Annotated in this window: 12 protein-coding genes; 3 read left to right on the top strand and 9 right to left on the bottom strand. The window is 62.8% G+C overall.

Going from position 1 to position 13,038, the window contains the following annotated elements:
* Positions 1 to 283: 283 nt before the first annotated feature.
* Positions 284 to 2,914 carry a protein kinase gene (locus VEK15_12270; protein HXV61465.1) on the bottom strand — a complete coding sequence of 877 codons (2,631 nt, stop codon included), beginning with the start codon at positions 2,912 to 2,914 and terminating at the stop codon, positions 284 to 286.
* 344 nt (positions 2,915 to 3,258) lie between these two features.
* Entirely contained in the window at positions 3,259 to 3,690 is a 432-nt protein-coding gene (locus VEK15_12265) for a nuclear transport factor 2 family protein (GenBank protein ID HXV61464.1), read from the bottom strand.
* Between the two features lie 171 nt (positions 3,691 to 3,861).
* Between VEK15_12265 and VEK15_12260 the strand changes: the two genes are divergently transcribed.
* Both VEK15_12260 and VEK15_12255 read left to right on the top strand, forming a co-directional pair.
* Complete coding sequence (locus VEK15_12260; GenBank protein ID HXV61463.1) at positions 3,862 to 4,488, top strand: hypothetical protein; 627 nt, start codon at positions 3,862 to 3,864, stop codon at positions 4,486 to 4,488.
* Positions 4,489 to 4,550: 62 nt separating this feature from the next.
* Positions 4,551 to 5,882, top strand: coding sequence for a PQQ-binding-like beta-propeller repeat protein (locus VEK15_12255; GenBank protein HXV61462.1), 1,332 nt, complete (start codon positions 4,551 to 4,553; stop codon positions 5,880 to 5,882).
* A 43-nt stretch (positions 5,883 to 5,925) separates the two neighbouring features.
* Here VEK15_12255 and VEK15_12250 read toward each other — a convergent pair whose 3' ends face one another.
* The gene (locus VEK15_12250) at positions 5,926 to 7,065 is read right to left on the bottom strand and encodes a hypothetical protein (protein HXV61461.1); all 1,140 of its coding nucleotides are present in this window, start codon (positions 7,063 to 7,065) and stop codon (positions 5,926 to 5,928) included.
* Positions 7,066 to 7,156: 91 nt separating this feature from the next.
* Here VEK15_12250 and VEK15_12245 point away from each other — a divergent pair, with 91 nt between their 5' ends.
* Positions 7,157 to 8,446, top strand: a complete 1,290-nt coding sequence (locus VEK15_12245; protein HXV61460.1) for an amidohydrolase family protein — start codon at positions 7,157 to 7,159, stop codon at positions 8,444 to 8,446.
* A gap of 38 nt (positions 8,447 to 8,484) precedes the next feature.
* On the opposite strand, the gene VEK15_12240 is transcribed toward VEK15_12245, so the two are convergent.
* The 6 genes from VEK15_12240 to VEK15_12215 all read right to left on the bottom strand — a co-directional run.
* Positions 8,485 to 9,867, bottom strand: coding sequence for a hypothetical protein (locus VEK15_12240; protein HXV61459.1), 1,383 nt, complete (start codon positions 9,865 to 9,867; stop codon positions 8,485 to 8,487).
* Positions 9,868 to 9,924: 57 nt separating this feature from the next.
* On the bottom strand, positions 9,925 to 10,365 hold the full coding sequence (locus VEK15_12235) for a PIN domain-containing protein (protein ID HXV61458.1): 441 nt from the start codon (positions 10,363 to 10,365) through the stop codon (positions 9,925 to 9,927).
* On the bottom strand, positions 10,343 to 10,585 hold the full coding sequence (locus VEK15_12230; protein HXV61457.1) for a DUF6364 family protein: 243 nt from the start codon (positions 10,583 to 10,585) through the stop codon (positions 10,343 to 10,345). Before VEK15_12230 ends, VEK15_12235 begins: the two co-directional genes overlap by 23 nt.
* A 31-nt stretch (positions 10,586 to 10,616) precedes the next feature.
* A complete protein-coding gene (locus tag VEK15_12225) occupies positions 10,617 to 10,877 on the bottom strand; it encodes an alpha/beta hydrolase (protein HXV61456.1) in 261 nt (86 codons plus the stop codon).
* A gap of 64 nt (positions 10,878 to 10,941) precedes the next feature.
* The gene (locus VEK15_12220; protein ID HXV61455.1) at positions 10,942 to 11,937 is read right to left on the bottom strand and encodes a dihydrodipicolinate synthase family protein; all 996 of its coding nucleotides are present in this window, start codon (positions 11,935 to 11,937) and stop codon (positions 10,942 to 10,944) included.
* Between the two features lie 25 nt (positions 11,938 to 11,962).
* On the bottom strand, positions 11,963 to 13,038 hold a 1,076-nt coding region (locus VEK15_12215), incomplete at its 5' end, for a TIM-barrel domain-containing protein (protein ID HXV61454.1).

Raw genomic sequence — 13,038 nt, 5'->3', positions numbered from 1 at the left:
CGGCAAGGTGCAGAAGTTCCTTCTGCGGGAGTGGGCACGGAAAGAGACCTAGCGATCGCGACTCGCTGAGCCGGGAGACGGACCATGAATATTCGCCGACTCGTTTGGATACCCTTGCCTCCGAACGAAGAGATCCGATCCTCGGTTAGCTCGACAAGGTAGCTGGCGCCGCTCCGACACTGAAGCCTCCGTTGTCGAGGTTCCGATTTTCGGCGAAAATCAGAACCGCGCTATGTATTTTCCTAGAACCCTCGAAAGGCCTGACTATCGAAAACCTTCGCCCTTACCGTGTGGGAACGAGCCTTTGGAGCTCGTCGAACCAGTCCTGGATCACGATGAACTCGCTCGGAGTCCCATCGCCTGTCGACTCGCGAATCATGAGGAAGCTCCGGCCATCGGGAGCGACGTCGTACGTGTGGCCGCGGAGTGGGCCCGGATGCCATTGCATGTAAGGTCCGGAAAACAAAACGCGTGGGCTCGATGCGACGAAGGTCGGAGCGGTGTCTATCGGCACTGACATCAGAGAGTTACCTTTCATGTAGAACAACTCACGTCCGTCGGGAGCCCAGACGGGCTGAGCTCCGCCGCCTCGGGAAACGCGCCATTTTCCCTCCTCTACATGGGGAAACGGGCGCACGAATATCTCGTTTTGGCCCGCTTCGTCTGACGTATAGGCCAACCAGTTTCCGTCTCGTGAGATTTGAGGGCTCGTCTCTCCCGATTCCGTAGCCAGAAGTTCCCGTGTCAAGGACTCCCTCTCCAACGAGAGAATGCCGATATCCCGGCCCGTGTCGTGCCGCAGTTCGTAGTAGAGGATCGTCCGTCCATCAGGCGTAATGGACCAGGGCCGCTGATTAAAGTTGCTGAATGTCGCCACCCGCTGGGATGGGCCCGTGCCGTCGGCGAGCCTCGAGAACAACACGAACTGGCTTTCCCGAGAAGAGACGTACATCAACTCTCTACCATCCGGTGTCCAGATGGGGTAGAGGTTCGCTCTCGCATCGAAAGTCAGTTGCAGCATGTGCTCTCGGGCCGTATCGAATACCCAGATGTCTTCGCTCTTTTCCGGCCCCTCCACGGCCAGGGCTATCCGCGTGCCGTCCGGCGAGAACTGCACCGCACTGTATCCGAGCAACGGGACGTTTAGGGACTCCTCGCGACCCTCGCGATCGACTCGCACCAGCATCCGTTGGACCCAGCCGGGGTCTCTGGCGATGTAGACCGCTGTGCCCGTTTCGGCGAAGCTGAACTGCACGGCGCTGCCAGCCTCGATCCGAATTCCTTGAAGTACGGGAATGGGTTCGCCGGTCGTTTCGAGGCGGTGGGCGTCGAAAGGAGCCGCCCACAACGCTCCGCCGGGGCGCGCGAATACGAGATGACCGGTGGGCACATAAAGAGGAAAGAAGCCATCCGTCAGTATCTTCGTCGCGCCTGTCGATAACGATGCGGTTGCGAGTTGACGTTCGTCCGTGAACAGAACCGTTTCGCCATCCGGGAGGAAAGACGGATGCTGATGATAGCCGTGCTCCGGTCGGGTTAGTGGCTCGGGAATTCCTCCGGCAGAGGCGATCATCAGACCACGCGTGACGGGATCGTTGAACACGATGGTTCCATCGTGGCTCCAGGCGCCTTCACCTCGACACTCGCACAGAGTCTCGGGTAATCCGCCATGGAGCGATACTTTCTTGAGTTGCCCGTCGGGGCCGGTAAACCCGATCGACTGGCCATCCGGAGAGAAGAACGGCCCTCGGGCGCCCTCCGTGCCCGGGATCGGAACGGCTTCGAGTCGATTGAGCGAGCGGCGGTAGAGCTGGTCCCCTCGTTCGGTAACTGCGACATAGACGAGCTCCTGGCCGTCGGGGGATAGAACCATGAGTCTTCCCGTTCGAGTTGGAAGCTCGCCGTGGATCGCGATCGTGAATCGCGCAGGCGCGACGTCTCGGGGCGCCGGGGCCCGGGGCACAAGGGACACGATCGCAATCAACGACGCGACCACTGCGATCGCCCACGGCAACATCATCGTCTTCGTTCGTACTCCACCCGATGGGGACGCCGCTGCGTCGAACGCACCGTGGAGAGCCAAGCGCACGTCAGCAATGTCGCGCATGCGCTCCTTGGGCTCTTTCTCCAGGCAGCGCTTGATAACGATCAGCCACAAGGGTGGCAGGTCATCAGGCAACCGTTCCCAGGACGGATCGGACTTAATGACTGCCGCGAGAATCTCGGAGGCATCGTCACCTTCGAACGCGGGGTGACCGCTCAGCATCTCGTAGAGAACGGCACCGAACGCCCAGATATCGCTTCTCTTGTCGACCGATTTCCCCCGCGCCTGTTCTGGCGACATGTACGCGGCGGTCCCCATGATGACCGAATTGACCGTCTCCCTTGTCAGAGTAGGCGATTGGGACAGGTTCCTGCTAGGCGTATCGCCCGTGGAGAACGCCTTCGCGAGACCAAAGTCCAGAATCTTCAAGCTCCCTTGTGGCGAGATCTTGATGTTCGACGGCTTGAGGTCTCGGTGAATGACGCCTTTTTCATGCGCGGCTTCCAGGCCGGCCATCAATTGCTCGAGCAAGGGCCGAGCCTCATCGAGGGGAACCGGACCATGTACGATCCGGTCCGAGAGCGTGTTCCCCTCGATCAGCTCCATAACCAGGAAATGAATGCCCTCCGAGTCCTCCATGCCGTGAAGGGTCGCGACGTTGGGATGATTCAAGGCGGCCAAGAGGCGAGCTTCACGCTCGAACCGAGAGAGCTTCTCCGAATCGTTGGCGACCGCAGAGGGAAGCGTTTTGATGGCGACTTCACGGCCGAGCTTCGTGTCACGAGCCCGGTACACCTCACCCATTCCGCCTGCCCCTATGGGCGAGACGATCTCGTAGGAGCCGAGCTTCGTTCCGGGCTGGAGCGCCATCGTCCGAACTCCAGGAGAGTTGCTGAACCGATTCTAGATGGACGAACGTTGCTCCACAAGAACCAGAGCGGCTGTGTGCAAACTTCGCGACGTTCGGCCGCGTAGCACCCTGCCAGGGCTTCGCAGGTGAAGCACCAGACCACTGACGTCGGCGGTCCAAATCGAGGCCACTAGAGAAGCTCCGTCCGGACGGAGTACTCCTGCTTGCCTTCGAGCCCTGCTGCTGGGTCCGGGACGTCCACGCGTTCGTGTTCGTCTCCCCGCTCGCGCCCGCACTCTGGAACTTTGCGAACGCCAGTGGGACGTCCGGCTTGGGCGCGATCTCAGCGATCCCAAAGAAGCGGTCAGGGTTCGGTAGCCGGCTCGTCGAGCTCCTCGAACGGGAGGAATCCCGTGCACACGAGATCGAGGCGGCTGATACTTCCTTCTTTGACACGGAAGAAGCCGACCTGCTCGATCACGTGCCACTGCTCCGGCGCCCAATCCGGACGCAGAAGAAATCGATACCGGATGTACTCCCGAGATGCGAGCGAGTGATGATCGGTCTCGAGCACCTGGAAGTCGGCCCCTCCGCCGAACCACGTACGGAGGGTCGCAATAGCGTCCCGTCGGTTATCGAGGTCGTAGAGCTTGCGAGGCAATAGGGCCCGGAACCATATGTCCGGAGCCAGGAGCGACGAGAGGGCGTCGAAGTCGCGCCGGCCGAGAGCATCGAGAAACCGTGCCGCCGGGTCGCTCGCAACGCTCGTGTCGACTTCTACCAGGGTCGTCGCCATTTTCGTCTCCTAACTCGAGATACGCGGGGACTACGGGATTCCCGCCAGATCAATACGGCTTGCCGCACCGTCGAGGACGAAACCGAATCGCGGAGCTACAAAGAGGCACAATTTATTGAATGCGACATTCATTTATTTGAAGTATGGTCACCCTCGACGGAGCGCGGTCCCATGTCGACGAAGTCGGCCCGTTTTTCCGCCGCGGGTGCGTGCGCGGCGGTGCTGGGTCTCGCGTGCCTCCCGAAGCCGGCTACCGCTGCGGACTCGGCATTGCGAATTTACTGGAGCGACCAGCGGGGCTACTTGCGCGACAAGCTCGTCTCGCGCGGTTACGACACGATGGCAAGGGAGGTCTCTGCGATTCTTCTCGACGCCGGAGTCGAAGTCGAGTGGACGCCGTTGATCGCGGAACCGAGCGACGGAGTCGTCGTCGTCCTGACACCGGCAGATGGGTCGAAGTGGGGACTGCAGAGCAGCACGCTTGGAGCCGTCATGGGCCGAGGCGGACCGGTGACTTGCGTCTACGTCTTCTTCCCTGCGGTGGCCCGTCTTCTCGGCGTAAGACGGACGCGGTCGGCGAGAGACTTCCACGAGCTAGGGAAAGCCATCGGAAGAGTGGCGGCGCACGAAATCGTGCACGCCTTCACCCCTGAGTTTCCGCACACGCCTGAAGGTTTGATGATGGCGCATCTGACCCGCGGCGACCTCCGCGGTAACGACCTGCGCCTGTCGGCGAGCGCAGCGGCCGCGTTTCACGGAGCCCTGAAGCTTCGCGATCACGCGAATACGAAACCCTGAAACGAAGCCCGCGCGCCTTGCGAATAAGGTAACCTGATCCAGCAGATGGAGGACACTCATCGATGCGAATGCTTGGCGTGACGCTTCTCTCGCTCTTTCCCGCAGCTCTTTTCGCGAACACCAACGACGCGGTCAACGACGAACGCTTCTGGGCGCAGTGGCGCGGGCCCCGTATGGCCGGCATTTCGCCGAACGGTAATCCGCCGATGGAGTGGAGCGAGACCAAGAACGTGGCCTGGAAGATCGACTTTCCCGGCCATGGTTCCTCGACGCCGATCATCTGGGAGGATCGCCTCTACGTCCTCACGGCGGTTCCCGCGGAAGGGGAGGCCACGAAACCAGACGAGGTGGGTAGTCAACGGCGGAGAGGAGACATGGCTTCGGCGAACGAAGTCGAGCAGATCTTCAAGGTCTTCGCGCTTAGACGATCGGATGGAAGCGTGGTATGGGAGCATACCGCGAACCGTGCCCTGCCTCACGAGGGCAAACAGCAGAACAACAGCTATGCCTCCGGCTCGGCGGTCACCGATGGCGTGCATCTCATCGCCCACTTCGGCTCGTGGGGGCTTTATGGCTACGACCTCGAGGGGACGCTTCTCTGGTCGAAGGACTTCGGCACCCTGCGTACGCGCGGCGGCTTCGGCGAAGGCACGTCTCCCGCGCTCTTCGGGGATACTCTCGTCGTCCAGTGGGACTCCGAGGACGAGTCTTTCATCGTCGCGCTCGACAAAGCGACGGGAGAAGAGCGCTGGCGCAAGAGCCGGGACGAGGTCACGTCCTGGGCGACTCCGCTCGTCGTCTCTCACGGCGGGCGCATACAGGTCATCGCGACAGGGGAGCGTCGCGTCATGGGCTACGACCTTGAGTCGGGCGACGTGATCTGGGAAGGCGACGGGCTCACCTTGAACGCCATCCCTTCTCCGGTCGAGCACGACGGGATCGTCTACGTCACGAGCGGTTTCCGCGGAAACGCCGCCCGCGCTATCCGGCTCTCGGACGCAAAAGGCGACATCACCGGCGCCTCGAAGGCGGTGCTCTGGGAGCTCGACCGCGACACCCCCTACGTGCCGTCGCCGCTGGTCTACGAGGGCATCCTCTACCTCATCAAGAGCAACTCGGCCATCCTGACGGCGCTCGACGCAGAGACCGGCCGAGCGCATTATGGCCCCGCACGTCTCGAAGGCTTGTCCGAGGTCTACGCTTCACCGACCGGTGTCAAGGGTCACGTCATCATCCTCGGCCGTGACGGAAACGCGCTCGTTCTGAAAAACGGGCCGGAGCTCACGATCGTCGCGAGGAACTCGCTCGACGATGGCTTCGACGCCTCCCCGGCCATCGTGGGGAACGAGATGTACCTTCGGGGCTACCGGCACCTCTACAAGATCGCGGAATAGCTCACGATGGAAATTTGCGGTCGCCAACTGTATGCGCGCAGCGTTAGTTCATCGGCGTGGGCGTCGCGACCCGGAACTTCTGAATGCGGCGCCCTTCCTGTTCGGCGACGTAGACGTTGCCCACCGAATCGACGCCGATGCCGTGCGGCAGCGTGAACTGCCCCGGATAGCGTCCCGGCCCTTCCCCGAAGCTCGAGAGCACCTCGCCGCTGCGGCGGTCGACGATGTCGACCATGACACTGTTCTGGTTCACGACGAACAGGTAGCGCTGCTGGGGATCGGTAGAGAACGCCAGCGCGACGGCGGTGCCGCGGGTGCCGCTCGGCCGGCCGTCGGGTGAGGTGAGCGGCTCGAAGGGAATGTCGATGTTCCGGACGAACGCACCGTCGCGATCGAAAACCTGGATCCGATCGGCCCGCCGGTCGCACACGTATACCAGGCCATCATTGGACAAACGCAGACAGTGCGGCAGCGGTATGACATCGCGCTCGGCCTCGGTACGCTCGAGGGCCCATTGGCGGAGAAAGCGCCCCTCTCGATCCAGGACGGCGATCCGGTGATTGCCGCCGGGGAGCTCTCCATCGGCGACATAGATCTCTCCGGTCTGGGCGTCGACATCGACGGCGGCGGGCAGGAAGAACTGAGCGCGATCGGAGTTCTGTGGCTCGCCTTCGCGCGTGCCGTCCGACGAGTCGTACTTTCCCGTCTCCCCGATCTGGAGCAACAGCTCTCTGCCGTCGTTCGAGTACTTCTGCAAGACACCGGTACCGGCAGCGACGATCCAGACGTTGCTTTCCGCGTCGACGTGGCAGTCGTGCAGCCGGTCGCCAAGCCTCTCGGGATCGCCCCAGCCGCGAACGACATTGCCTTCGGGGTCGAGCTCGATCACCGGCGCCGCGGGACGTGCTCCGTCGAGGTCCTCGAGCACCACGTCTTGCCGGTTGAGCACGAAGATGTGATCTCTTTCGTCGATGCACATCCCGCCCAGGCCCCCGGTAATCCACCGGTCGCCAAGCGGAAGCTTGGGCCACTTGGGATCGACCTCGTAGTGCGGGATTGGCGCCGGATCGGCCACGACATCCGACCCGGAGACGCCAGCCTGATGTTCCTCCACCGGGAAGGAAGCATTCCGGCAGCCCACGATTAGAATGCTGGCCAGTACCGGCAGAAGCGCTCTCGTCATCACGTACGCGGGCTTCGTTCAGAAGATGTGTCAGGGTATCGGAACTCGAGGCTTCCTGCTAATGTCTGCGCACGACACGAGGGGGTGAGGCATGAGACCATCGTTTCCCAGTCCGGCGGATCCGCACATCTCCCCGAAGGGTATGACACGTTTCTCGCTGGTCCTCTTCATGACGGTCTCGCTGCCGCCAGCCGACGGGGTGACGGCGTCGGACGAACGGGACATCGTCTTGCGCACGTCCCGTACGCTCGACGGCCGCGGCGCCGTGCTCGAGGACCGCGACATCGTGGTAAGGGGCAGCCAGATCGCGGACGTCGGGTCGCGGAATAGCGCGAGCGCGAACAGGGAGTACGACTTGACGGGTCTGACCGTGCTGCCGGGATACATCGACACCCACGTACACATCGGCCGGCACTTCGACCCGAATGGCAAGTTGCACGAGCCCGACGACCGTGACATCGCGCACCAGACACTGCACGCCGTCGAGAACGCGTACCGGACACTCATGGGCGGTGTCACGACGGTGCAGAGCCTCGGGGGCGAAGAAGACGCGCAACTGAAGGAATGGATCGCGAGGGGCGTCATTCCTGGGCCGCGAGTGCTGTCGTCGCTCGGGGCGATCCGAGCGGAGACGGGCTCGCCGATGGAGATCCGCGAGTTCGTGCGCGAGAAGAAGGCCACGGGCGCGGACGTCGTGAAGATCTTCGCGTCGACCAGCATCCGGCTGGGCGGAATAACGAACATGACGGCCGAGCAGCTGTCGGCGGCATGCGGCGAAGCGCATGCGCTCGGCCTGCGGTCCGTCGTTCACGCTCACCGCCCGGATGCGATCGAACTGGCGGCGGATGCCGGCTGCTCTCAGATCGAGCACGCGTGGCTCGCCGACCGCGCCGCGCTCGAGGTGATCGCGCAGCGGGGGATGTATCTGGGAAACCAGATCGACCTCCTGTTCCGAAACTACGCCGAGAACGGCGATCGCTTCGACGGCGTCGGCGGCTACACGTTGGAGGGGTTGGCCAATCTCCAGGAGGCACGATCGGGCGCTCTCAAAGTCTTTCAGGAGTCGCTCCAGGTGCCAGGGCTGAAGATGGTCTATAACACCGATGTCAACGCCGGCGCCCACGGCCGTAACGCCGAGGAGATCGTCGCCTACGTGGAGCAGGGCGGGCAGGCCCCGATGGAGGCGGTGATCGCGGCGACTTCGCGCGCGGCCGAATCGCTCGGCCTCAGTGACCGAATCGGCGCCATCGAGACCGGCATGGAAGCCGATATCATCGCGCTCGATGGCGATCCGATGGCCGATGCCGAGGCGTTCGGGCGGGTCGTCTTCGTCATGCGAGCGGGAACGGTTTACCGGAACCAGGCGGGCTCGGGAAGATAGCGAGTCACGAAGGCCCCATCGCGGGAAGCGACCTGAATCTACCGATCCACAATCGCCAGGCCATAAGGATCGTTACCCACGCCGGTCACCGTGCCCACTACGCTACGTGTTCGAAGGTCAATCACGTACACGTGACCGATCTCCTGCGAGAACGGCTGCACGCCGGGTCCGGCACTGATCAGTGCGTACCTGCCATCGGACGTGACCGCCGAGCCTTTCGGGCGTGCGGGCCGTCCATCCGCTCGGACGAGTGGGATGCGCGCAACTTCCGCGCCCGGATCGCCCGTAACAGCCAGCTCGAGGCTCACGATGGACACATTGTGGGCACGAACATTCGGGACGATCACTTCCCGGCCGTTTGGGGTAACGGACGGTATGAGAGGATGTGTCGGCTCCTCGGGATCATTCGTGCCTACCAGGATGCGAGCTACTTCGGCGTCGCCTGTACCAGCACTCGCCCGGTCGACGTCGATGATCGAGATCGTGTTGCCCGCCGACTCGTCCTTCTGGCTCCCGCCGCTGGCCACGATGATGTGGCGCCCGTCGGGAGTCGCCGCCATGCCCCATGGGCCGACCTGAACCGGAACACGCCGGATCTCCGCACGCCGATCGCCTTCCAACGCCCCGGCGAGATCGATCACCGACACGTCGTTCGTACCTCCATTCGCGGTGAACACGTACGCGTCCCCGTTGCTAGCGCGTCCCAGGGCCAATCCGTTCGGGTCGGGGAAACATCCCCAGCTTGGATCCGGGGAGAGTATGGCCAAATTCCTGGGTGGCCCGAAGGGCGAGACGTAGGGCACGGGGTAGTCCGTGCAATCGAGCTCGGGCGAGCCCAGAGCTAGCTCCACGGTGCCGCGCAGGCTGCCGGTCCGACGGTCGACGAAGGTGATTCGATTGCCGCCATCCTCGGTCAGGTTGTTCTCGGCGTTGGCGATGATGAGCAGGTCCGGGAGGAGCACGACTCCGAGCGCCCCGAAACCACCGGAGTCCAGAAGCTGCAGGAGTGCATTGTGTGTCCCGGCGTTCACCGGATCGAGGACAGCATCCACATCGAGTACCGCGATCTGCCCGCGGCCGCCGTGTTGCCTGAATTCGGCGTTGTCGATGCTCCCATGGTGGTTCACCACATAGACGGTACCGCCGTCCTCACTCACGACCAGGTTGGCGGGATCGCCGAGTGGTCGGCCGTCCAATCGGTCCAACGCCACTTTGCTGCGGCTGACGATCGCGTTCGGCGTGTTGTTATTCGCCGGATCGAGCGCGGCATCCAAAGAAATAGCGTACAGAAAGGGAAGTCGCCGCCCCGTGGCGAGGATATACCTACTCCGGTCGACGCCCTCCTGCGCGCTGGATGACGCTGCCAGAAGGGACACGGTCATGAGGATCACGCGTTTGAACGGCGAAGGCCGGGAAGGCATTCCGATTACCTCCTCCTTTAGACCGCGACAACGAGAGCGCGATCGACGCGTCGCACGTCAGAGAACGTTTTCAGGGGCTTGTTCGAAAGGATTCACGACGAGGACTCCGTCGAGATCCTGACCTGCCTGCAGATCTTCGGAGAGGAGATACGCACACTCGGCACGTTGAGCGGCGGAGACGATCAGGGCATCCCAGAAGGACAACCGAAACCGTTTCTCCGCGGCGAAGGCTCCGTCGAGTACGGACCGGTCCATGACCAGCGGCTTCCAGGCCATCAAGTTCCGAACGTCCTCTTGTGCATCTTCCGTGCTGAGACCCGGCTTGAGCTTCGTGGTGACGTTCACGTAGTACTCGTAGAGCACCTGGTAGCTAATGCGGGCCGCCCGGTCCTTCCATAGAGCGCGGAGCCAAACCTCGGCTTGAGGCTGCTTTTCGTTCTCGGAAGCGTCCCGATGATAGACGAGTACGTTCGAGTCAACGAAGACGGTTGCGGTCATGGAGCTCCTCGCGATCGGGGTACTGGTCGCCGCGGCGCTTCAGCCGTTTGGGCTTTCTCGTTAGGTAGCGTTTCATTGCCGACGAGTAGGCCTGTTCGTCTTTCATGTATTGGCGCAATAACTCTCCCACGAGTCGAGAAACGCTGGTATTTCTTTCGGCGGCCTGCACCCTGGCCCATCGGGCCACCTCTTCCTCGAGGGTAATCGTGACATTCCTCATTACACGATTTTCGTGTAACACGACTGTCGTGTCAAACGGAGGATGGCGGAGCGAGCCCACTGAGAAAGCGACGAACGATCTCGGCCAGATCAGCGGCCCGTCGCCAGGCCATCCAGTGCTCTCCACCGGAGATGAGGACGAGCTCCGAGGAGGGAACGAGCTCATGGAGCCGCTCCGCGTGAGCGAGAGGGAAGTGGCGCTCGCGCCTGCCCCAGAGGATGAGGGTCGGGCGGCGGATTTTCTCGTAGTAGTCAGGGAGACGGGGCAGCAGGCCCTGATAGCCGGCGCACATTCTGGAGAGAAATCGATGAACGCGTGAAAGGACTCCCAGAAGTCGGCCTCCACTTCCGCGGAGATTACGCGTTGAGGTACGGCTTCAGCGGCTCGAGGTTGTACTCGATCTCAGCGATCGCCACGGGGCCGAACTGGAAGTCTCCCTGGCGCGTGACGTGGGTTTTGAACACCCCGCGTTGCTTCATCAGATACGGTCTCAGCCCGGGAACGCGGGACTCGAGATTCGTGATCAGGAGGAGCTTGGAGTAGAGGTCGCGAACGGCGTCGAGCTGATTCTCGAGATGAAGCTGCCAGATGCGCGCGTAGACCTCGGCGTACTGCGGACCGCCGGTCATCATGCCATCCATCCCGAGGCGCATCTCGTAAGTCCAGCCGAGCGCCCGGCTCCCACCGAAGATCCGCTTGATCGGGCCGGGACGATGTTTCGCTAGCTCGACCATGCGCGGAATCGTTTCGCCGTATTCTTCCTTGACGTAGCCGAAGTTCGGAAATTTCTTCCCCATCTCCACGATGAAATCCACCGCCGGCTCGATGTCCGGCGCACCGGCGGATGTTTGGATGAACACCGGGCGCTTCGTCAGTCGGCAGAGCTCACTGAAGTATTCACGGTATTCATCGAGGGTCGCGGCCTCCTTGGGCGGCATCGCGATCATGGCGTCCGGACCCAAGCGCTCCGCGTGCGCGGCGAGCCGGAGCATCGTCTCGGTGTTCCTGCCCTGAACGCCCAGCACGAGGGCAGGCTTCGTCCCCCTGGCTGCCTTGGCGATGACCTCCATTCCCTCCAGGATCTCTTCTTCGACGAGGTAGGGAAGGTCGCTCGAGTTCTGGGGCCACACCAGGCCCTGGACGCCGCAACGGACCAGAAACTCGACCTCCGCTGCGAGGTCTTCGTAGTCGACCGACTTGTCTTGCTTGTAGGGTGTCGCCAGGATCTTGAACACGCCCTGTAACGGTTTCTGGGTTTGGGCAGTGGCCCTGGCGTGCGTCTGCGATGCAAAAGCTGCGGCGGCTCCCATAGCGCCGAGCCACTCCCGTCTCGTCCAAGTCGACCCGGTCATCGAACACCTCCCCTTTACGACCATGCTACAACGTCATTTCCACGGGCTCACCCCGGAACGATACCGGACGCGTCGCGCTCGAGCCCGCTCTTCGAATGAGGAACGCGCGCGACGACGGCGCAATCATTCGCGAGCCCTCAGTCAGCCGGAGCGACAACCTGGCGTCTCGGTCCCGCCAGACGAGATCGATCCCCATCCACGCGCCGCGCTTGTAATCGAACGAGATCCCGTCGTCCTCGTAGAGCCAGCCCGTTCCGTCGGCGCCGGGGTAGACGACGAGGGTCGTGGGCTCGGTGACCGGCTCCGATGTGTACTGCCTCGGGGGATCGTGCGGGATCACCGCGCCGGCACGCACGTAGAGCGGTATCGTTTCGAGATCGACGGGCCGTTCGATCTCACGCCCGCCCTCGACCCGCTCGTTCGTCCAGTAGTCGTACCACGCGCCGCTCGGCAAGTACAGGCGCCGCGACGTCGCGCCTTTCTCGACGACCGGTGCGACGAGCATGTCGCGGCCCCACAGGTACTCGTCGCCCCGCGCGATGGCGAGCGGATCGTCGGGGTAATGGAGCCACAAGGCGCGCACGACCGGGAGGCCCGTCTTCGCGCATTCGCGCACGGCAGAGTAGAGATAGGAAAGGAGACGATAGCGAAGCTCCAGGTACTTCCTGCAGATGGGCTCGACCTGCGGGTTATGGAGCTCGGAGGGGTCGGGATCGGCCGCCCCATCGCGGTAATTCGTGATCTCGCTGATGCCGAGCTCGCCGGTGTTCCAGCCCCACGGCAGGCGAAGATGCCACGTACGGCCGTGAGCGCGGAAGAGCGTCGAGAACGCGCCGAGCTGGAACCAGCGGACGTGGAGCTCGCCGGTGTACTCGGCCGTGGGGACGAAGCCGCCGATGTCGAAGCCCCAAAACGGCATGCCCGAAAGGGCGGTGTTGATCGCGACGGGAACGTGGGTTCTGAGAGTTTCCCAGGTCGAGTAGACATCGCCAGACCAGAGGAAAGCTCCGAAGCGTTGCATCCCGGCGTAGGCGTTGCGATGAAGCGCGTAAGGACGCTGGTTCGGGCGGACCTTCTGCATGCCCTCCCAGTACATCCTTA

Source organism: Vicinamibacteria bacterium, from assembly GCA_035620555.1.
In the GTDB taxonomy this organism is placed as follows: Bacteria; Acidobacteriota; Vicinamibacteria; order Marinacidobacterales; family SMYC01; genus DASPGQ01.
This window is presented reverse-complemented; position numbering and strand designations above follow the sequence as displayed.